Below are 19,502 nucleotides of genomic sequence, written 5' to 3'. Positions count from 1 at the left end.
AGGCCGCCTCCACCACGGAGGCGGCCTCTTTTCATTAAGCAGCGGCGAACCGCCACACCTGGAACTTGCCCTCCGAGGCGCACAGGATCACCGAGGCGTTCCACGAGCAGCTCAGGCCGGCCACCTTCGAAGACAGCGGGCCCAGGGCGATCCGCTCGCCGGAGGACGACGTGACGCCGACGAGCGAGACGTCGTAGCCGGAGGAAGCGCTCAAGGTGCCGGTGAAGAACATCAGGCTGCCGGCCGTCACGCGGACGCCGTAGGAGGCCTTGTCCTCGTTGCGCAGCACCTGCTTGCCGTCGTAGGTGAGCAGCACGCTGGCGGGCTTGTCCCGGTCCGTGGCGAAGACCTGGCGACCGGCGGGGACGAGCACCGTCGAGCCGGGCGCCGGAGCCTCCCAGACCTGCTTCTTCTCGGCGACGGAGATGGCGTGGACCTTGTTGTCCTTGCCGTCGTACGTGCCGTCGATGAGGCACAGCCGGTCGTCGGCGCACGGCGCCATGTCGACGACCTGCACCTTGTCGTTCGTGAAGCTGTAGATCTGCGCCGGCTGGCCTTCGGAGCTCAGGTCGTAGACGTTGACCTTGTACTTGGTGCTGCCGCCCGCGACGAACAGCTTGTCCTCGTGGGCGAGGTACTTGGCGTTGTAGTCGCCGATGTTGTTCCAGCTGCGGATGTCGGTACCGTCGGAGGCCTTGATGAGGCGGATGGTGTCGTCGCCGTCGACGCTGATGAGGTCGTCGCGGGCCTTCATGTCGCGGACGGCGGGCGCGCCGGCGAAGTTGCTCGCGCCGCGGAGGTCCGTGTTCCTGGTCTGGACGTAGAGGGCGGAGCCCTCGGCGTGGTCGGGCCGGCTCCAGCTGGGCTTGCCGGCCCAGGTGACCGTCTCGATCTTCTTCCCCTGGTACCGGTGGATCGCCAGCACCGGGCCGAGACCGTAGAGCACGTCATTGGAGTCGAACGGGCCGTCCCAGACCTTCTTGCCGCTCTTCCAGTCCAGCAGGAACATCTTGCCGGGGTCCGAGCCGGTGGCGGTGACGACGATGCCGTTCTGGTAGGCCGCGAGGTTCCACCTGCTGTAGTCGCCGGCGAGGGCGACCTTCGACCAGGAGGCCTTCATGCCGTCGAGGTCGATGGCCTGGACGAAGAACTGCTTGTCGACCTGCCAGCCGATGACGGCACGCTCGTTGAGCGTGACGGACAGCGCGGCGTCGATCTTCGAGGGGTCGTCCATCTCGAACGACTTCCCGGCCTGCAGGGTGGCGAAGTCGACGGCCGTGTTTCCGTCGCGGAGGAACCAGAACCAGCCGCCGGCTGCCACGAGGGCGAGCACGACGACCGCGGCGATGCCGGCGACGAGCAGGCCGCGGCGCGAGCGGCGAGGGGGCTCTGCGGGAGGAATGGTGATGGGCTCGGTCGGCGGGGCGGTCGCACCGTACTGGCCGGGCGGGATGACCTGCGCCGCCGACATCGGAAAGCCGTTCGGCGCAGGCCCGCCGGACGTCGGCGGCCCGAACCCCGGCGACACCGGAGCGGCCGGCGCGCCACCAAAAGCACCACTCACAGGGCCAGTCACAGGACCAGTCACAGGACCGGTCGAAGGACCAGCCGGCGAGCCACCAAAGGCACCAGTCGAAGCACCAGCCCCGAAGCCGGTCGAGGAGGTCACCTCCGCGCCGCCGAACCCCATCTGCGCGGGTGGCGGCGCCACCTCAGCCAGCGCCCCTTCGGCGACAGGAAGCTCGGGCTGCTCCAGTACAGTCGGCGCGATCCCCAACTGAGCATGCAACTGCCTCGCGGCCAGCGGCAGCCGGGACGAGCCGCCGACGAGGAACAGCCCGGCGAGCTGGTCGCCCCGCAGCCCCGCGGACGCGATCACCGAGCCCGTCTCCCACACCGCGCGGTGGATCAGCGGCCCGACGACCCGGTCCAGCTCCTCGCGGGTGAGGTGGATCGCCTGGTCCGCGCCGGGGACGGTGATCGGCGCGACCGTCGAACGGGACAGCATCTCCTTCGCGCCGCGCACGTCGTCCCAGAAAAGCCGGCGGTCCCGGCGCTGCGTCGTCGTCTGAGGGTTGCGCAGCGCGTCCCAGGTCGCGGGCGCGAACCCGGCGATGACCTGCCCGAGGTGCTCGACCAGCGCGGCGTCGATGTCGAGGCCGCCGAGGTCCTCGACGCCGCCGGAGCCGATGACGGTGAAGCGACCGTTGTCGTTGCGGACGACGGCGATGTCGAGCGTGCCGCCACCGAAGTCGAACACGGCGAGGGCGGAGCCGACGGGGACGGGGCGGCGCAGTACATCGGCGAAGTAGCGCGCGGCGGCCACCGGCTCCGGGACCAGCATGACCGGCGGCCAGCCCGCGCGCCGGGCGGCGGTCGCCAGGGTGTCGCGGCGGCGGGCGCCCCACGCGGCCGGATACGTCAGGACCGCGGTGGGCAGGAACCCGACCGCCTCCACGGCCGCGCGGGCGACGGCGGCGAGGATGGCGGCGAGCAGGTCGACGGTCGGGATCTCGCGGTCGCCGAGCAGGACGGTCGGCTCGTCGATGCGGCGCTTCGGGTTGGGCTCGAAGCGCGACGGGTCGAGCCCCGCGAGCCGGGCCGCGTCACGACCGACGTGGATCCTGCCGTGCTCGTCGACGTACACCCCGGACGGCATGATCGGCGCGCCGTCGACCAGCAGCGGCCGCGTACGCCCGTCAGGCCAGCGCACCACGGCCACCGTGTTCGACGTGCCGAGGTCGACACCGATCGCGAAGCCCTGCTGAGGCTCATTCACCGGCCCATCCTAGGTGCGCCGCCAAATGGCTCGTTCAGGCTCGGTGCAGTGCGCTGAGCTCGGCGAGGGCGGCGCGGATGCACGTGGGGAAGTCCGGCGAGTCGGAGATCCACTGCTCGAACGCCACCTTGAAGACCGCCACACCGAGTTCGGCGGCGAGGGCGGCGGGGACCGGGGGCACGCCGCGGGTCTGCAATGCGGTGGCCGCCGCAGTGCTGAGGGTGGCGAGTTTCAGCAGCTCACGCTCGTGCAGGCTGGGGGTGGCGGCGATGATGGCGGCGCGCTGGCGGGCGAAGTCGCGGCGGTCCTGCATCGAGACGGCCGCGCGTTCCATGGCGGCGCCGATGACGTCGAGCGGCAGGGCATCCGACGGCGCATCCGCGATCGCGGCGACCACGGTGGACTGCAGCGTCGCGGAGCCGTCGAACAGCACCTCGCGCTTGTCGGTGAAGTGGCGGAAGAACGTGCGCTCGGTGACGCCGGCGCGCTGGGCGATGTCGGCGACGGTGGTCTGTTCGTAGCCGCGTTCGGTGTACAGCGCGAGCGCCGCCAGCATGAGGCGTCCCCGCGCGTCCGGCTCCCAGCGTGCCATGGCTCACGAGTCTAGTGATGACAGCGCCTGACATCACGCGCTATGGTCGGTGATGTCAGAGACTGACATCGTCTACGGAAGGCACCATCATGCGCATCTTCGTCACCGGAGCGACGGGCTGGATCGGATCGGCCGTCGTTCCCGAGCTCATCGCCGCAGGTCACGAGGTCGTGGGGCTCGCCCGCTCCACCCAGCAGGCCGCCGCGCTGCACGACAAAGGCGCCGAGGCACTGAACGGGAGCCTCGACGACCTCGACAGCCTCCGGGCCGGCGCCGCGAACGCCGACGCCGTCGTGCACCTGGCGTTCAAGCACGACTTCACCGACTACGCCGGCGCCGGGCGGACCGAGCGCGCCGCCATCACCGCCCTCTGCGAGACGCTGACCGAGGGCCAGCCGTTCCTCTTCGCGTCCGGCGTCGCGCTCGTCGCGCCTGGCCGGGTCGCGACCGAGCACGACCAGAACCCCAGCAGCGGCCCGGACGCTCCCCGCGGCGGCGCCGAGCAGCTGGCGTTCGAGTTCGGCGCGAAGGGCGTCCGCAGCGTCGCGCTCCGGTTCGCCCCGACCGTGCACGGCGACGGCGACCACGGGTTCGTGGCCGAGCTGGTGCGGATCGCGCGGGAGCGGGGCGTTTCGTCGTACATCGGCGACGGCACCAACCGTTGGCCCGCGGTCCACCGTTTCGACGCCGCCGCCCTTGTACGACTGGCGCTCGCCGCACCCGCCGGCACCATCGTGCACGCGGTCGACGAGGAGGGCGTGCCGGCCCGTGACATCGCCACGGCGATCGGCGACGGGCTCGGGCTGCCGGTCGCACCGGCCGCCGCGGAGGAGCTCGGCTGGATCGGCCGGTTCTTCGCCGCGGACATCCCCGCGTCCAGCGCTATCACCCGGGAGCTGCTGGGCTGGCAGCCGACCCACCCCGGCCTGCTCAAGGACCTGGCGGCCGGCCACTACTTCCGTGCAGCTTCGTGACGATCGCCGACATGTAGCCGGCGACGGTGCTCGCGGCCAGGCCGAGGCGGGTGGCGACGGTCGCGGCAGGCAGGCCGGCGGCGACAAGCTCCAGCACCTGCCGCTCCTTCGCGGTCAGCTCGGCCGCCGCGAAGTGGTCGCTCAGCTCGGCCGTCGCAACGTGGTCGCTCGACTCGGCCGCCGTGGTGTGGTCGCTCAGCTCGGCCGCCGCGAAGTGGTCGAGCATCCGGCGGGCGACGCCGGGGCCGAAGAACGCGCGACCGGCCGCGACCGTCGCGATCCCGTGGCGGATCTCGTCCTGGGTGGCGCCTTTGACGAGGTACCCACGGGCGCCGGCCCGCATCGCGGCGAAGACCTGCTCCGCGCCCTCGGACATGCTCAGCACCAGCACGGCGGTGCGGGCGACCACGGCGTCGAGGCCGGCCAGGCGCAGGTCCATGACGAGCACGTCCGGCTGGGTGGTGGACACGGCCTCGGCCGCCTCCCGGCCCGTGGCGACCGAGGCGACCACGTCGATGCCGGGCAGCGCCGCGAACAGGGCGCGGCTCTCGGCATGCTCGGCGGCGACGGCCACGCGGATCACGGAACCAAGCCTAGGCCGTAGCAGAGCGCTTGACGGCACACAAGATCATGGACCCTGACGGATTGCTGACTCGGCCACGGCGAACAAACCCGCCGGGAGGCGCATCGAACCCTGCGACACCGAAACACCAACCGTTCAGGGAGCCCATCATGCGTACCAAGGCCATCATCGCGATCGTCGCCGCCGCCCTGCTGCTGTCCGCGTGCACCCCGTCGCCCGAGCGCAAGAGCGGCGACGCCGCCCCGGCCGGCGCCACCACCGCCTCGCCCGCCACGTCGGCCGCCACGGCCTCGCCCACCGCCACGTCGGCCGCCCCGTTGACGCCGGCCGCCACGAAGACCAGCACCACCACGACGCTGGTGCTGGGCCCGCAGGGGTACGGCGCGCTCCGGCTCGGCATGACCCGGGAGCAGGCCGTCGCCACCGGGCTGCTGACCCCGTTCGACGACTCCGGTTGCCCGCAGGCGTTCATCAACGGCCGGCCGACGGGCCAGGGCAGGGTCTACCTCTCCCCCGAGCGCGGCATCTCCGCCATCGAGGCGTGGCCCACGCTGTCGACGGCCGAGGGGCTGCGGGCCGGCATGTCCGTCACCGAGGCGCGCAGTCTGTATCCGAACTGGACGATCGTCGACGGCACCCTCACCCAGGGCCGCCACTTCGCCAAGGTGCCCGGCAACGACAAGGCCGTCTTCCGGATCGGGACGTCCGGCGACAAGGTGGGTTCGGTGACCCTGCAGCTGGCGGACCAGAACTGCTACGAGTAGGCGGACAGCCGCAGGCCGGCCAGGATCTCGCCGGTACGGTCGGCGGCGCCCACCTGCTTGACCTGCACGTACACCCCGAAGCCAGGCGCGGAGAGCAGCACTTCGCTGTAGGAGACGCGTCCGGCGCAGGACGTCCAGCGCCGGACCTGCGCCTGCCCGCCAGCGACGGTCACGGTGCGGGTGGGCTGCTCGACGCAGGGGGCGGCGTGCTCGGGCAGCGTGGGGGCCGGGCCGCCGGTCGTGAAGGCACCCGCGAAGACGCCGGGCAGCGCGCTCGCCGGGTCCGTCCAGGCGTCGACGTCCGTCGTCACCACGAGGCCCGGGGCGTGCCCGCTGCGCAGTCCGAGCACCGCCGGGTCCCAGCCCGCGTCGCGCAGCTGGCCCGCCCAGGCCGGCGGCACCGCGATCGACAGCACGCCGTCGGCGTCCCGCACCTGCACCCAGCCCGGTGGCGGCCCGCCCGCGGCGGCGGAGCCAGCGCTGACTGCCAGTACAGCTGCCGCGGCGGCCACCAGCGTCGCCGTCCGAAATACCTTGTGGCGGCGGGCGCCCCGCCCGATCGAGTCGACGGCCGACCGCAGCTCGGCGGAGAGCTCGGCCGCCGACGCGAAGCGCTTGCGCGGGTCGGGGTGCAGCGCCCGGCGCACGATGGCGTTGACCGGACTCTTCCCGGCGATCCGCTCGCCCACGGTGGGCGGGCGGCCGGTGAGCATGTGGAACAGGGTCGCGCCGACCCCGTAGACGTCGGCCCGCACGTCCAGCCCGCCGCCGAGCCGGGCCTGCTCGGGTGCCGCGTAGCCGGGCGTACCGGCGGCGATCGTGAAACCGGAGGCGGTGGCCAGTGCCTTGGCCAGGCCGAGGTCCGCGACCAGAACCCGGTCCCGGCCAGGCGCGGGCTGGAACAGCACGTTGGACGGCTTCACGTCGCGGTGCAGCACCCCGGCCGCATGCAGCTCCGCCACGGCGTCGGCGATGTCGGCCGCCACGAGCAGCGCCTCCTCGACCGGCAGCGGCCCGCCGGCGAGCCGGTCGGCGAGGGTGCCACCGGCCGCGAACGGCATCACGAGGTACGGGCGGCCGTCCGGCAGCTCGCCGACGTCGAGCACCCGGACCAGCAGCGGCGAGTCGGCCCGCCGCATGATCCGCCCCTCCTCCTCGAACCGCGCCCGCAGGTCCGAGTGGTACGACCAGTTGTCCGCCAGCACCTTGATCGCCACCGATGCGTCGAGCGCGTCGTCGGCCCCCAGCCAGACGGTCGCGAACGCCCCGGATCCGATGCGCCGCAGCACGCGATATCGACCGATATTGTCAGGCACTGGCACGCCGCAATTATCAGCCATGGGGGGACTTCGTTGACCGACATCGAACAGCTCGCGGCGCGCGCCGCCACCGGCGACACGGCGGCGCGTGACGCGCTGCTGGCGAGCATCGCCCCGCAGGTCATGCGGCAGTGCCAGCGCATCCTGCCCTGCCGGCAGGACGCCGAGGAGGCGTGCCAGGACGCGCTGCTCCAGGTGGCGATGAAGATCTCCACGTTCGACGCCCGGTCCCGCTTCTCCACGTGGCTGTACGTGGTGACCGCGAACTGTGCGCGCCAGACGTACCGCAGCCTCAAACGCCGGGCGAGTGAGCAGGCGACCCCGCAGCTCCCCCTCGACACCGCCGACCCCCGCACGACGAGCGTCATCGCGGGGTCCCGCCTGGATCTGCTGGACGCCCTCGAGCAGCTGGAGGCGCACCGGTCCGAGCTGGTCGGCCCGCTGGTGCTCCGTGATCTGTGTCAGCTGTCGTACGAGGAGATCGCCGCCCACCTCGACGTTCCGCTCGGCACCATCAAGTCCCGGATCCACGACGCCCGCCGGCACGTGCGGGCCTCGCTCGCATAGGTGGGCTCAGAGGTGGGCCATCGCGTCCAGCCCGAGCTTCGCGCAGCCGCGCACGCTGCGGTCCTCGTCGCGGAGCAGTTCACGCAGGGCAGCGCGGGCCGTCTCCACCTGAGCGGCGGTGGCGGCTTTCGGGGACGGTCGCCAGACAGACGTGAACAGCTGCCCGACGGCATAGCTCAGCACCTCGCGGACCAGCACCGACGGGTCATGCCGGAGTGCGACCATGCTGTCCAGCGCCGCGAGGTCGCCGTAGTACCCGAGGGTCATCAGCGTCGAGCCGCGCAGCCCCGGGTAGGGGTCCTGCAGCATGCGGACGAGCGCCGGCAGCACGCGCTCGTCGCCGTACAGCTTGGACAGCGCGCCGCTGGCCGTCCCCCGCACCCGCCGGTCCTCGTCGTGCAGCGCGGCGTCGAGCAGTTCGAAGTCGTCGGGCGTGACCACATGGCCGAGCGCCCACAGTCCCGCACACCGCAGGTCGCGGTGCCGCTCGCCGGCGAACGCCAGCGCCACCGGCCGGCACCCCGCCGGGTCGGCCTCCATGAGCCCTGCGAGGGTCGCCTGCAGCCCCTCCCACTCGTGCTGGACCGGCCGGGCGACCGCCCGCAGCAGCAGCGGAAACGCCCGCGTGCCGCGAATCCCGGCCAGGATCTCGGCGAGGAGCTCGACGCCTTCGAAGTCCTCGTCGTCCAGGCACCGCTCCAGCGCCGCCTGCAGCTGCGGCACGAAACTGCGGTCCCCGCTGGCCGCGAGCTCCTGGACGAGACCCGGCCGGAGCTTGATGCCGATGTCGTCGATGCTCGCCAGTACAACCGCCAACGCCGCCTGCATGTCGGCCATGGCGCGAACAATAGCGCCCGGCACTGTAGGGTCGCGCGGATGAGTGAGCAGGGGTTCGAGTGCCGGTGCTGCGGCGAGCGGCACGGCGGGATGCCGTTCTCCTACGGGGCGGTCGCCCCGCAGGTCTGGAGCGACGACTTCGCCGACGACGAGAGCAGCACCCTCGAGGACGAGCTGTGCATCATCCGGGCCGAGCACTTCTTCGTCCGGGCCCGCATCGTCATCCCCGTGCTCGACGCCGACACCGACTTCGACTGGGGCGTCTGGGTGTCGCTCAGCAGGGCCAACTTCGAGCGGTCACTGGAGCTGTGGACGACGCCGGGCCGGGAGCAGGAGCCGCCGTACTTCGGCTGGCTGTGCACCGAGATCCCCGTGTACGAGCCGACGACCCTGGACCTGAAGACCAACGTGCACACCCAGCCGGTCGGCAGCCGCCCGCAGGTCGAGCTCGAGGCGACCGACCACCCCTTGGCCGTCGAGCAGCGCACCGGCATCACCCGCGACCGCGTCCAGGAGTTCGCCGAGCTACTGCTGCACCCGTAGCCGCCGGATCGGTGGGGCACCCGTTTCCGGGCACCCCACCGTCTCGTGGTGCTACTGGGCGCGGCGGCGGTTGACCTCGGCGAGGGTGACCGCGGCGGCGACCGACGCGTTCAGGGACTCGACGTCGGAGACCATCGGAATGGAGACCTTCAGGTCGCAGGTCTGGCCCACGAGGCGGGACAGGCCGCGGCCCTCGGAGCCGACCACCACGACCAGCGGGCCGATGGCGGCCTCCAGGTCGTACAGGGAGGTGGCGCCGTCGGCGTCGAGGCCGGCGACCATGAAGCCCTCGTCCTGACACGCTTTCAGGGACCTGGTCAGGTTGGTCACCTGGGAGACCTTGACCCTGGCGGCGGCTCCCGCGCTGGTACGCCACGCGGTGGCCGTGATGGCCGCCGACCGGCGCTCGGTGAGGAAGACGCCCTGGGCGCCGAACGCCGCGGCGGAGCGGATGATCGCGCCGAGGTTGCGGGGGTCGGTGATGCCGTCGAGGGCGATCAGCAGCGGCGCCGTGTGCTCCTTGGCGGCGGCGAGCAGGTCGTCGAACGGCTCGTACGCGAACGGCGGGACCTGCAGGCCGAGGCCCTGGTGCAGGACGCCGCCGGTCATCCGGTCGAGCTCGGCGCGGGTGACCTCGAGGATCGCGATGCCGCGCTCGGCGGCGGTGCGGACCGCCTCCTTGACGCGCTCGTCCATGTCGATGCCGAGGGCGACGTACAGCGCGGTCGCCGGCACGTGGGTGCGCAGCGCCTCGACGACCGGGTTGCGGCCGACGAGCAGCTCCGGGCCGTCCTTCGGCTGCGACGACTTCCGCCCGGGCGACACCCGGGGCGTGCCCGCTTTTTTCGCAGCGGAGCCCTTCACAGCGGCACCGAACGGCCCCTTGCCGGCGGTGCGCTTCGTGCCGGGCTGGCCGATCTTCGGGGCCCGGCCCTGGGCGGCCGCCGCGCGCAGCTCGTTGGCCTGCTTGCGGGCGGTCTTCTGGGGAAGTTCCTCGTCGCCGCTGTACCCCTTGTGCCAGGGACGCTCGTCCGCGGGCAGGGTGCGACCGCGGCCCGCCAGGGACTGCCGGTTCTTCCCACCGGAGCCCTTGGCGGCGCCCTTCTTCGAAACGACCCGCTTACCGCGGCGTTCAGAGTTGCCTGGCATCTGTTCTCAGCTCTCCAACGTCCATCGTGGACCGGCCGGGGTGTCCTCCACCGCGATACCGGCGTGCTTCAACTGGTCCCGCACCGCGTCGGCGGCGGCCCAGTCCTTGCGGCCGCGGGCCGCGGTGCGCTGCTCCAGTGCGAGCGCCACCAGCGAGTCGACCACCCGCGTCAGGTCTCCGGCCTGCGTGGAGCTCCACTGGGCGTCCAGCGGGTCGAGCCCGAGCACGTCCAGCATCGCCCGCACGGTGGCGAGGGCCGCCGACACGGCCGCCGTGTCGCCGGCCGCCAGAGCGGTGTTCGCGTCCCGTACGACATCGTGAAGGACGGCAAGCGCGCGTGACGTGTTCAGGTCGTCGTCCATCGCCTCGACGAACGCCTCGGGCAGCTCTGCCTTCTCGCCCGGCCCCACCAGCTCCGCCGCCCGGGTCACGAAGTTCTCGACGCGGCGGAACGCGGCGGCGGCCTCCTCGAGCGCCTCCTGCGAGTAGTCGATCACCGACCGGTAGTGCGGCGCCAGCAGGTAGTACCGCACCTCGACCGGGCGCAGGCCGGCATCGACCAGCGCCTCGAGGTTGATCACGTTGCCGAGCGACTTGGCCATCTTCGACCCGCCGAGGTTCAGCAGCGCGTGATGCACCCAGTACCTGGCGAACGGGTGCCCGGCCGCGTGCGACTGGGCGACCTCGTTCTCGTGGTGCGGGAACTTCAGGTCCAGCCCGCCGCCGTGGATGTCGAACTCGGTGCCGAGGTACCGCCAGCACATGGCGGAGCACTCGATGTGCCAGCCAGGCCGGCCGGTCCCCCACGGCGACGGCCAGTTGGCCTCGGCCGGCTCCTCGGGCTTGGTGCCCTTCCACAGCGCGAAGTCCCGTGGGTCCTTCTTCGCCCGCTCCGGGCCGTCGGTGGCGGGCTCCATGTCGTCGGGCCGCTGCCCGGACAGCGCGCCGTACTCCGCGTGCGACCGCACGTCGAAGTACACGTCGCCGCTGCCGTCCGTCGCCGGGTACGCGTGACCGCGGTCGATGAGCAGCTGGATCAGCTCGTGCATCTCGGTGATGTGCCCGGTCGCCCGCGGCTCGTACGTCGGCGGCAGCACGCCGAGCTTGAGGTAGGTCGCCGACAGCAGGCGCTCGTTGGCATAGGCGACGGCCCAGAACGGCTTGCCCTGCTCCTCGGCCTTGACCAGCACCTTGTCGTCGATGTCGGTGATGTTGCGGATGAACGTGACGGTGTACCCCGAGCGCAGGAACCAGCGCCGCAGCACGTCATAGTTCACCCCGGAACGCAGGTGGCCGATGTGCGGCCCGCCCTGCACGGTGAGCCCACACAGGTAGATACCGACCTGCCCGGGCGTCATCGGGACGAAGTCCCGGACCGATCGGGTCGCGGTGTCATACAGGCGTAGGGTCACGGTTGCAAGAGTAACGGTCGCCCCGCGCTCTCATCGCATTCGGCGGCGGCGCTGCGCTGCCGTGCCCCGGGACATTCAAATAACCTGGGCCTGTGGCTACCGAGACCGCCCAGACCCTCGACCGTGGCCTGCGTCTGCTGCACGTGGTCGCGGAGACGCCCGGCGGCCTGACCATGACGGAGGCCGCAGCCCTCCTCGGCGTCGGCCGCGCCGTGGTGTACCGCCTGGTCGCCACCCTCTCCGAGCACGGCATGGTCCGCCGCGACCGTTCCGGCCGCCTCCGCCTGGGCGCGGGCGTGCTCCAACTGGCCCGCCGAGCCCAGCCCCTGGTCGCCGACGCCGCCCTGCCAGCGTTACGCCGACTGGCCGAGACGGTCGGCGCCACCGCCCACCTGACCATCGCCGACGGCGGCGAGGCCTACGCCCTGGCGGTGGTGGAGCCGAGTTGGACCCAGTTCCATGTGGCGTACCGGACGGGCTCCCGCCACGCGTTGGACGTGGGCGCCGCCGGCAAAGCCATCCTGGCCGGCCGCCGCGGCGACTACACCGCCATCACCACAGTCGGCGAACTCCAGCCCGGCGCCTACGGCGTCGCCGCAGCGGTCGCCGGCGTCGAGGGCTTGGAGGCGAGCGTGGGGGTCGTGGCCCTGACCGCCCTGGACCCGGCCTCAGTCCCCGCCCAGGTCACCACCGCCGCCACCACGGTCGCCTCCGCCCTGCGTTGAGCGCCCCTGGCTGTCATGACAGCAGTCTTCCCGCGAGCACCGCGACGGTCGCGATGGCCTGCTCCACATCTGGCCGGCTCAGCCTCGGCGCCCCGTTGGTGCCCGCCTGGAACGGGATGTCGACGACCAGAATGCCGATCATCGTGCCGGCCGCGTCGTTGACCGGCATCGCATAGACCTCGGCGTACTTGGCGGCGACCCGCTCGAACTCGGTCAGCGACAGGCCGGCCGACGCGTCTCCGGCCGCCGCGTACGCACGGACACTGTTGCGCCTGACCTGGACGGCGATCCGGCGCAGGTCCCGGTGCACGGGCGCCTGCTCCAGCCAGCACAGCCCGACCAGGCCCTTCCCTCTCGTCCAGCGGATGTGGGACGGTCCGGGATGGTCGTCGAACCGGTGCCGCTGGATCTGCTCGAGCGCCCGCTTCCGGGGCGAGCCGGGCAGGCGGAACACGCTCAGCCCCAGCGACTGCACGCTCACTCCGGCCTGGTCAGCGATCCGGAAGGTGCCCTGCTGCAGCACACGGGACAGATCGGCGTGCATTCGGCGACGCCCCGGACGCCGCCAGGTCTCGACCAGGGACCGCGTCGGTTCCACCGACGTGCAGACGGCCTGAGCGACCGCCACCCAGACGATCCACGTGTCGTCCGCCTTGACGACCCCGTGGGAAACCAGCACCAGCAGCACGGCGAATGCGGACGCGCCGCAGAGCAGTGCCGCCCGCGTCACGAGCCCACCGAATCGCACCATCTCCCCCACCCCCGGCCCAATGAAAGCTTGATTGCCGTCGATTGTCCGAAGCTCTGGGGCGGGGCCCACAAGGCCGATTTTCGTTACCCTGTGGGTTGTATTCATGCAACCCACGGACTTGAATCACGCGAGGAGGACAGGCATTGACGTCTCGCAGCCGTCCCCCACGAGCGGACGACTCCATCGAGCAGGGCCTGCGAGACCTCGCGCACGGTTCCGGTCCGAGTGTCAAGAAGATCGCAGAAGGATGGACACCGGGCCTGCGGCACCTCCGCGAGTTGTCGAACAAACTCGGCGGCAGAAGCGTCGAAGAACGCGCCGAGACCATGCTCGAGCTGATCTATCTCGAGGCCTCCAACCTGGGCAATTCCGGTGAGCGCCCGCATCCGCGGTGGGCGGCGGCGGTACAGGCGGCATTGCGAATGCCGACCTTCCAGTTCGGCCCATCCGACGACTCACTGAACCAGCGGTTTCAGGTCGCGCGGGCGGCAGGAGCGTTCGACACGGTCCGCGGACGGCGTGGCATGAAGGCAGGCGCCGACGCCGGGAAGATCAATTGGAGTCACGGTGTCGTCCGCCTCGCTCAGGCGGTGGAACGTCGCGTGAATGAACTCGAACGATCCGGAGGATGGGAGCGAACCGGCCCGCCGAGCGGCTTCCAGCCGGTGACGTTCAACCGGATGATCGTGACCTACTTCCTGCGCGGCCGGGCGGTCTCCGAGTCGTTCAGCGAACGCTGGATCACGGCCGAAGAGGACAACCTCGCCCGCTACGTCGTCCGGGCCTACGCGAGAAACAATCCGCCGGCGCGCCCAGAGCTCGAAATCCAGCCGTGGCTCAACTGCACGCTGGGCGCTGTCCGGCGAGTGGACCTCGGTGACGGCTCGGAGGCCCAGATCGCCGAGATGGACTTCCCCAAACCACTGCAGCGCGGTGAAAAGCTCTTCTTCGCGACACGAGTGGTGGCCCAAGAGGTCGGCCCGACCATGTCGCGCGAAGTCCAGGTGACCTCACACGGCATAGAAGACCTGACGATGCGAATCCAGTTCGACATCAGCCAACCACTGCCGAAACGGGCGTGGTGGTTCGCCGAAGTGCCGGACATCGATCGCCTGATCCCGCCCGAGCCGGGCGATGATCGGTTTGTCGAGGTCTCAGCCTGCGGATTCATCGAACGCCAGTTCGCGCGAGGATACCCATCGGCGAAATATGGCCTTTCTTGGCAATGGGACTAGGGGTACCGGCCACCCATCGGCGTCCCAGCATGTAACCTCCCCTCCGGCATTCATTACATTCCGTGAGGGGCCCCTTGTGATCAAGTTCGATGGGACGGGTGGCGGCAACTAGCTCGCCTCCCCAATGCGCAGCCGCCGGCGGACGTCCTTCGACATCCGCCGGCTGCTGTTTGTACGAACAGCTATTGGCGGATCTCAGCCTCAGTCCCCACTCAGGTCACCACCGCCGCCACCGCCCTGCCCTGGCTCCACGCTTCGGGCTGTGGCCAGCTCGGCAAACTGACGCTCCCAGAGGCCGCGAAGCCGAGCAGGCAGCCACATCGCCGGCCAGAGGTGGACCAGCAACGCACCGTCGAGCCAGGCCCGCAGATCGCCCTTCGTGGCGGCCTCGACCAGCACCGTTCGGTACATCGAGGCGAGTCGGGCCGGCCGGTCCAGGTCGTACCCGGCGTTGCCGGACCAGTCCAGATGGTGGGGCAACACGACAGCGCCGCTCGTCGGACCACGCAGCTCGGCCAGGGTGTCCGCAACGACGTACGGCCTGCGGTCGCCGTACGGCATGTAGTCGGCCGGCGGTCGCTCAGGAGCCGTATTAGGTCGTGACGTCCGCAGGGCAGTTCAAGCCACGTGGAGTTGAATGTTGCCGATGCGGGCCACGATGTCGAGGTGGCCGCCGAGCCCGGTCACATAGGCACGCAGCGTCTCCAGCCCCACGGCATCGCCGTTTTCGATCTGGCTGATCCGTGCCTGGGTCAGGCCTGCCGCCTCGGCAAGCTGCACCTGCGTCATACCGAGCTGCTGGCGGATCTCGGCGAGCTGCGCGCCACTGACCGAGGCAAGCATCTGCTCGCGCATCTCGCGGCGGCGAGCAACACGCTCTGCGCTGTCCCACATCGGGTCGGCGGCACGCGCCTTCGCTTTGACGTCGCGCCAGTTCGCGGCTTCGGTCATGACCCGTTCTCCTCTTTCAGCGCCGCAAGATGCTCGGTGAACCGCTCGTCGGCCAGCGGGATCGCCTTGCTGTACCAAGTCTGCCATCGGCCTGACTTGTCGCCGGCGACAAGGAAGATCGCCTCGCGCGCCGGATCGAACGCGAAGATCATCCTGACCTCGGTTGTGCCGATTGAACCGGGCCGTAGCTCTTTCATGTTGTGGTAGATGCTGCCCTTCAACCGGTCCACCAGCGGGCGACCGAGCGCGGGCCCCTGCTCGGCGAGCACGTCGACGGCCTCTGCGACGAGATCGGCGGTGACCGGGTCGGCCTGGCAGAGCTCCAGGAACCATGCCTCGACCTCTGGTGAAGCCTGACCTCCCACATGCCGACAATATAAGCCAGACTTATATCGCTTATGCCGAGTCGGGTGTGTGAATCAGCCGGCTTCCAGGGGCGAAGGGTCGGTGCGGAGACGGCTGTACAGGTAGCCGTCGTGCCAGCGGCCGGCGCGGAACTCGCAGGCGCGGACGATGCCGTCCAAGGTGAAGCCGGCCTTCTCCAAGGACTTCTGCTCGGCGATGTTCTCCGGGTGGGTGCCGGCCTGGATGCGCTGGACCGGGGAGTGGGCGAAGAGGTGGTCGCACAGCATGGCCTGGGCGCGCCAGCCGAGGCCGCGGCCTCGCCACTGCGGCAGGAGGGCGATGCCGATCTCCCAGTAGCCGATGGGGCCGCTGTACCTGCCGGCGACATAGCTGACGAAGCCCGCCGCGACGCCGTCCGGGTCGGCCTCCACCATGAGGCGGCCCGAGTCGGCGCCGAGGTAGCCGTCCAGGGCGAACCGGCGCCCGGCCGCGTGCGGGTCGCGGTAGCCGGACCAGTCCAGGCCGATGAGGCCCGGCTCGGTGGCGAACCGGTGGAACATCGGCAGGTCCGCTTCGGTCACCGGCCGGAGCCGGATGGCGCTCATGAAGCAGCACCCGAAGCAGAGCCCGAGTCCGAAGCAGAACCCGAAGCCGACGCCGAAGCAGAACCCCAAGCCGAAGCGATGAAGGCGCGGCTGATCGTGGCGAACAGCAGCCCCAGCAGCACCGCCGCCACCGCCAGGGAGAGGTCGGTGTCGGCGGAGTCGACCGCGGGGTTTCCTGCCAGAGATGTCATCGCCGCGCCGAGCGCGGAGCCGATGAAGTACAGCAGCAGGTACGCCGGAATCAACGCCAACGCGCAGGCCCCCAGGATGGCGAGGAGACGAAGCGGAGGCACGTCGCCGGTGGCGGCGACCGCGGTCGTGGCCGCCGCCGGCAGGAGGACCAGGCCGAGCGCGCCGAGCCAGCCGTACGCGGCGGTCGCCGGCCACGCGGCCAGCACGGCCAGCGCGGCGAACGGCAAAGCCCACAGGATGCGGCCGAGCGGCAGCAGCCCGACCACGACAGCCGCGAGCATCACGATGAGGGCGACTTTCAGCAGCGAGAGCGCGTTCTCGACGCGGACGTCGGCGGCGTCGGTGACCGGCTCGTCCCACGGCGTCGTGATCAGCACGGTGACCGCGGCGGCCACCGCCAGCACCGTCGTCAGGAAGTGCGCCGATCCGGCTTCGGGGGTCGCCACTGTACGGGCGGCGAACACCATCCCGGCGAACGCCACGACGCCACCGACGGCCAGCCAGACGGCCGCCGCAGTGCCGCTCACGCCGGCCCGGTCGAGCTCCAGGTCCGCCCCGACCCAGATCACGGCCCCCACGGCGGCGGCGAGCACGGCCCGCCGATCAGCACGGCAGAGCAGGACGGCCCCGCCGAACGCGAGCAGGACCGCCAGCTGCCGGATGTCCCGCGGCCAGTACGTGTTGTTGCCGACGAACTCGGCCGCCGGCGACGGCTCCATGTACGGCTGGTAGATCGCCAGACCCACCGCCCAGATCACCGCCGCGACGAGCCCGCTGACCCCGCCGACCACGGCCCGCCATCGCATCCCCATCGCTGCATCCTGATCCCTGCCCGCTCAAAGCGGAACCCCACGGCCGGCGGATCTGAGCAGGTCTTCGAACTCCCGCCGGAGGGCGAGGAGGCCGAGGTCGGACCGGCCGGTCGCCTGCTGGATCAGTTCGGTGAGCGGCCACTGTACGAGGCAGCCGAACCGTGCCGCGTAGATGCCGGCACCGCGCAACGCGTACCGGTCGCTGAAGTCCATCAGGGCGTAGCCGAGCAGCTGGTACACGTCGGTGCCGGCGAGCGCCGGTGACCTGGTGCCGTCCCGGCGGGGCGGGCCGCCGCAGCCGGACTTGATGTCGATGAGCAGCCCCGCGACGACGAGATCGGCGTCCGCCGCCAGGTACTCGCTGCCGTCGAACGTCGGTCCACTGTGCACGGTCCCTGCCTCCAGAAGCGGCAGCAACCGCTTCCGGGCGAGGTCGCGCATCGCGATCAAATCGGCCACCTCGTCGTCGTTGGCGAGGGCGAGCAGGTCCGCCGCCGTGCTGCCGGCGGGAAGGGTGAAGAGCCGCGAGCCGGTGGCCATCGGGTTGCGGAACCGCTCGACCAGCAGCGCCAGCGCGTAGCAGGCCCGCGCCCACCATTCGTCCGGCCGGTCGGCGTGCAGGTCGGCCTCGAGAATGGTGGGGCGGCGCGGGCAGAGCAGTCCGAGCAGTTCCCGCCCCGCCCCGTCGAACGCCGCCCGGCGGTCCCACAGTCCCCGGATCGGCAGCTCCAGCGACACCCGCGGGTCGACCAGCGCACGGATCCACCAGTCGATGGCCGCCCCCTGCGTACCGAGGGCGACCGCCGCCGACGGGGCGACCGCCAGCTCGCCGGCGGCCCCGCGGACGGCCTGCTGCAGCGGCGCCAGGTGCGGGAACGTGGTCCGCATCCACCGCCCGACCGGGTGGTCGGCCCGCTGCACGGCGGCGGTGAGGCTCGGCATCCGTGCAGCCTAAGGGCGCGGCGCCGCCGCGCTTAAAAGCCTCAGGGATGGGTCATCGACAGCAGGTCAAGGGCCTCGTCCAGCTGGGCCTGGGTGAGGGTGCCCTTGTCGAGGTGGCCGCGGGAGATGACGACCTCGCGGATGGTGTGGCCGGTGGCAAGGGCCTCCTTGGCGATGGCGGCGGCCTCGTCGTAGCCGAGGTAGCGGTTCAGCGGCGTGACGATCGACGGGGAGCCGGCGGCGTACGAGTGCAGCACCTCCTCGTTGGCCTCCAGCCCGTCGACACAGCGGGCGGCGAACAGGCGGGCGACGTTGGCGAGCAGGCGGATGGCCTCCAGGAGGTTGCGGGCGATCACCGGGAGCATGACGTTGAGCTCGAAGTCGCCCTGGGAGCCGGCGAACGCGACGGCCGCGTCGTTGCCGATGACCTGGGCGACGACCTGGCGGACCGCTTCGGGGACGACGGGGTTGACCTTGCCGGGCATGATCGACGAGCCGGGCTGGAGGTCGGGCAGGCGCAGCTCGCGCAGGCCGGCGCGCGGGCCGGAGCCCATCCACCGGATGTCGTTGGCGATCTTGTACAGGCCGACGGCGATGGTCCTCAGCTGGCCGGATGCCTCGACGAGGGCGTCGCGGGCGCCCTGGGCCTCGAAGTGGTTGCGGGCCTCGGTGAGCGGCAGGCCGGTCGTCCCGGCCAGGGTGGCGATCACGGCGGCGGAGAACGACGGCGGGGTGTTGATGCCCGTCCCGACCGCCGTGCCGCCCAGGGGCAGTTCGCAGACGCGCGGCAGGACGGACTGAATACGGTCGATGCCGTACCGGACCTGAGCGGCATATCCGGAGAATTCCTGCCCGAGCGTCACGGGCGTGGCATCCATGAGATGCGTCCGCCCCGCCTTCACCACCGAAGCGAAAGAATCCGATTTGTCGGACAAAGCCGTCGCCAAGACGTGCAAGGCCGGCAGCAAATCGGACGTCAAAGCCGACGCCGCGGCGATGTGAATGGACGTGGGGAATACGTCGTTGGAGGACTGCGACGCATTCACGTGGTCATTCGGGTGTACGGGTGAACCCAGCAACCTGGACGCCAGCGTCGCGATGACCTCGTTGGCGTTCATGTTCGACGACGTGCCCGAGCCCGTCTGGAACACGTCGATCGGAAACTGGTCGTCGTGCACGCCGCTCGCCACGTCCGCCGCCGCGGCCGCGATCGCCTGCGCGAGCCCTTCGGGCAGGACGCCCAGCGAGGCGTTCACCGTGGCGGCCGCGCCCTTGATCTGCGCGAGGGCCTTGATGTGGGAGGACTCCAGCCGGCCGCCGGAGATCGGGAAGTTCTCGACGGCGCGCTGCGTCTGCGCCCGCCACAGCGCGTCGGCGGGGACGCGGACCTCGCCCATGGTGTCGTGCTCCACGCGGAATTCCAT

Annotated in this window: 21 protein-coding genes; 6 read left to right on the top strand and 15 right to left on the bottom strand. The window is 71.2% G+C overall.

Going from position 1 to position 19,502, the window contains the following annotated elements; all coding sequences use genetic code 11:
* Nucleotides 1-34: 34 nt before the first annotated feature.
* Both ACFY3L_RS29230 and ACFY3L_RS29225 read right to left on the bottom strand, forming a co-directional pair.
* Complete coding sequence (locus ACFY3L_RS29230) at nucleotides 35-2,779, bottom strand: Hsp70 family protein (RefSeq protein ID WP_389330811.1); 2,745 nt, start codon at nucleotides 2,777-2,779, stop codon at nucleotides 35-37.
* A 34-nt stretch (nucleotides 2,780-2,813) separates the two neighbouring features.
* Nucleotides 2,814-3,371: a TetR/AcrR family transcriptional regulator gene (locus tag ACFY3L_RS29225; RefSeq protein ID WP_389330808.1), complete on the bottom strand. Its 558-nt coding sequence runs from the start codon at nucleotides 3,369-3,371 to the stop codon at nucleotides 2,814-2,816.
* Nucleotides 3,372-3,460: 89 nt separating this feature from the next.
* Between ACFY3L_RS29225 and ACFY3L_RS29220 the strand changes: the two genes are divergently transcribed.
* The gene (locus ACFY3L_RS29220; RefSeq protein ID WP_389330805.1) at nucleotides 3,461-4,345 is read left to right on the top strand and encodes an SDR family oxidoreductase; all 885 of its coding nucleotides are present in this window, start codon (nucleotides 3,461-3,463) and stop codon (nucleotides 4,343-4,345) included.
* Here the strand turns inward: ACFY3L_RS29220 and ACFY3L_RS29215 are convergent.
* Nucleotides 4,302-4,928 carry a LuxR C-terminal-related transcriptional regulator gene (locus tag ACFY3L_RS29215; RefSeq protein WP_389330802.1) on the bottom strand — a complete coding sequence of 209 codons (627 nt, stop codon included), beginning with the start codon at nucleotides 4,926-4,928 and terminating at the stop codon, nucleotides 4,302-4,304. The genes ACFY3L_RS29220 and ACFY3L_RS29215 overlap by 44 nt on opposite strands.
* Nucleotides 4,929-5,077: 149 nt before the next feature.
* Here ACFY3L_RS29215 and ACFY3L_RS29210 point away from each other — a divergent pair, with 149 nt between their 5' ends.
* Nucleotides 5,078-5,692 carry a hypothetical protein gene (locus ACFY3L_RS29210; protein WP_389330799.1) on the top strand — a complete coding sequence of 205 codons (615 nt, stop codon included), beginning with the start codon at nucleotides 5,078-5,080 and terminating at the stop codon, nucleotides 5,690-5,692.
* Here the strand turns inward: ACFY3L_RS29210 and ACFY3L_RS29205 are convergent.
* Nucleotides 5,683-7,014 (bottom strand): serine/threonine-protein kinase, encoded by a 1,332-nt coding sequence (locus ACFY3L_RS29205; protein ID WP_389330795.1) that lies wholly within the window; start codon nucleotides 7,012-7,014, stop codon nucleotides 5,683-5,685. The two genes, ACFY3L_RS29210 and ACFY3L_RS29205, sit on opposite strands and share 10 nt — an antisense overlap.
* A 30-nt stretch (nucleotides 7,015-7,044) precedes the next feature.
* Between ACFY3L_RS29205 and ACFY3L_RS29200 the strand changes: the two genes are divergently transcribed.
* Nucleotides 7,045-7,578: an RNA polymerase sigma factor gene (locus tag ACFY3L_RS29200; protein WP_389330792.1), complete on the top strand. Its 534-nt coding sequence runs from the start codon at nucleotides 7,045-7,047 to the stop codon at nucleotides 7,576-7,578.
* A gap of 6 nt (nucleotides 7,579-7,584) precedes the next feature.
* Here the strand turns inward: ACFY3L_RS29200 and ACFY3L_RS29195 are convergent, their stop codons facing one another.
* Complete coding sequence (locus ACFY3L_RS29195) at nucleotides 7,585-8,415, bottom strand: HEAT repeat domain-containing protein (RefSeq protein WP_389330789.1); 831 nt, start codon at nucleotides 8,413-8,415, stop codon at nucleotides 7,585-7,587.
* A gap of 39 nt (nucleotides 8,416-8,454) precedes the next feature.
* On the opposite strand from ACFY3L_RS29195, the gene ACFY3L_RS29190 reads away from it, so the two are divergent.
* A complete protein-coding gene (locus tag ACFY3L_RS29190) occupies nucleotides 8,455-8,958 on the top strand; it encodes a DUF2199 domain-containing protein (protein ID WP_389330787.1) in 504 nt (167 codons plus the stop codon).
* 51 nt (nucleotides 8,959-9,009) lie between these two features.
* Here ACFY3L_RS29190 and rlmB read toward each other — a convergent pair whose 3' ends face one another.
* Together rlmB and cysS are read right to left on the bottom strand one after the other, a co-directional pair.
* The gene (rlmB, locus tag ACFY3L_RS29185) at nucleotides 9,010-10,107 is read right to left on the bottom strand and encodes a 23S rRNA (guanosine(2251)-2'-O)-methyltransferase RlmB (RefSeq protein ID WP_389330784.1); all 1,098 of its coding nucleotides are present in this window, start codon (nucleotides 10,105-10,107) and stop codon (nucleotides 9,010-9,012) included.
* A gap of 6 nt (nucleotides 10,108-10,113) precedes the next feature.
* Nucleotides 10,114-11,520, bottom strand: coding sequence for a cysteine--tRNA ligase (gene cysS, locus ACFY3L_RS29180; RefSeq protein ID WP_389330781.1), 1,407 nt, complete (start codon nucleotides 11,518-11,520; stop codon nucleotides 10,114-10,116).
* Nucleotides 11,521-11,612: 92 nt separating this feature from the next.
* Between cysS and ACFY3L_RS29175 the strand changes: the two genes are divergently transcribed.
* The gene (locus ACFY3L_RS29175) at nucleotides 11,613-12,245 is read left to right on the top strand and encodes an IclR family transcriptional regulator (protein ID WP_389330778.1); all 633 of its coding nucleotides are present in this window, start codon (nucleotides 11,613-11,615) and stop codon (nucleotides 12,243-12,245) included.
* Between the two features lie 13 nt (nucleotides 12,246-12,258).
* On the opposite strand, the gene ACFY3L_RS29170 is transcribed toward ACFY3L_RS29175, so the two are convergent.
* Nucleotides 12,259-12,996, bottom strand: a complete 738-nt coding sequence (locus ACFY3L_RS29170) for a hypothetical protein (protein WP_389330775.1) — start codon at nucleotides 12,994-12,996, stop codon at nucleotides 12,259-12,261.
* A 278-nt stretch (nucleotides 12,997-13,274) separates the two neighbouring features.
* On the opposite strand from ACFY3L_RS29170, the gene ACFY3L_RS29165 reads away from it, so the two are divergent.
* Nucleotides 13,275-14,231 carry a hypothetical protein gene (locus ACFY3L_RS29165; protein ID WP_389330772.1) on the top strand — a complete coding sequence of 319 codons (957 nt, stop codon included), beginning with the start codon at nucleotides 13,275-13,277 and terminating at the stop codon, nucleotides 14,229-14,231.
* Between the two features lie 201 nt (nucleotides 14,232-14,432).
* Here the strand turns inward: ACFY3L_RS29165 and ACFY3L_RS29160 are convergent, their stop codons facing one another.
* From ACFY3L_RS29160 to ACFY3L_RS29130, 7 genes are read right to left on the bottom strand one after another with little or no spacing between them, the layout of a single operon-like run.
* Complete coding sequence (locus tag ACFY3L_RS29160; protein WP_389330769.1) at nucleotides 14,433-14,792, bottom strand: hypothetical protein; 360 nt, start codon at nucleotides 14,790-14,792, stop codon at nucleotides 14,433-14,435.
* A 57-nt stretch (nucleotides 14,793-14,849) separates the two neighbouring features.
* Nucleotides 14,850-15,182, bottom strand: coding sequence for a helix-turn-helix domain-containing protein (locus tag ACFY3L_RS29155; protein ID WP_389330766.1), 333 nt, complete (start codon nucleotides 15,180-15,182; stop codon nucleotides 14,850-14,852).
* Nucleotides 15,179-15,547, bottom strand: a complete 369-nt coding sequence (locus ACFY3L_RS29150) for a type II toxin-antitoxin system RelE/ParE family toxin (protein WP_389330763.1) — start codon at nucleotides 15,545-15,547, stop codon at nucleotides 15,179-15,181. The genes ACFY3L_RS29155 and ACFY3L_RS29150 overlap by 4 nt, the downstream gene beginning before the upstream one ends.
* A gap of 54 nt (nucleotides 15,548-15,601) precedes the next feature.
* Nucleotides 15,602-16,132 (bottom strand): GNAT family N-acetyltransferase, encoded by a 531-nt coding sequence (locus ACFY3L_RS29145; protein ID WP_389330760.1) that lies wholly within the window; start codon nucleotides 16,130-16,132, stop codon nucleotides 15,602-15,604.
* Nucleotides 16,129-17,136: a hypothetical protein gene (locus ACFY3L_RS29140; RefSeq protein ID WP_389330757.1), complete on the bottom strand. Its 1,008-nt coding sequence runs from the start codon at nucleotides 17,134-17,136 to the stop codon at nucleotides 16,129-16,131. Before ACFY3L_RS29140 ends, ACFY3L_RS29145 begins: the two co-directional genes overlap by 4 nt.
* A gap of 24 nt (nucleotides 17,137-17,160) precedes the next feature.
* Nucleotides 17,161-18,078, bottom strand: coding sequence for a hypothetical protein (locus ACFY3L_RS29135; protein WP_389330754.1), 918 nt, complete (start codon nucleotides 18,076-18,078; stop codon nucleotides 17,161-17,163).
* A 41-nt stretch (nucleotides 18,079-18,119) separates the two neighbouring features.
* Nucleotides 18,120-19,502 carry a class II fumarate hydratase gene (locus ACFY3L_RS29130; RefSeq protein ID WP_389330751.1) on the bottom strand — a complete coding sequence of 461 codons (1,383 nt, stop codon included), beginning with the start codon at nucleotides 19,500-19,502 and terminating at the stop codon, nucleotides 18,120-18,122.

Origin of the sequence: Dactylosporangium sp. NPDC000521 (assembly GCF_042898305.1) — a bacterium.
Taxonomy (GTDB): Bacteria; Actinomycetota; Actinomycetes; order Mycobacteriales; family Micromonosporaceae; genus Dactylosporangium.
Note: the sequence above shows the minus strand (reverse complement) of the source record. Positions and strands in the feature narration are given on the sequence as shown.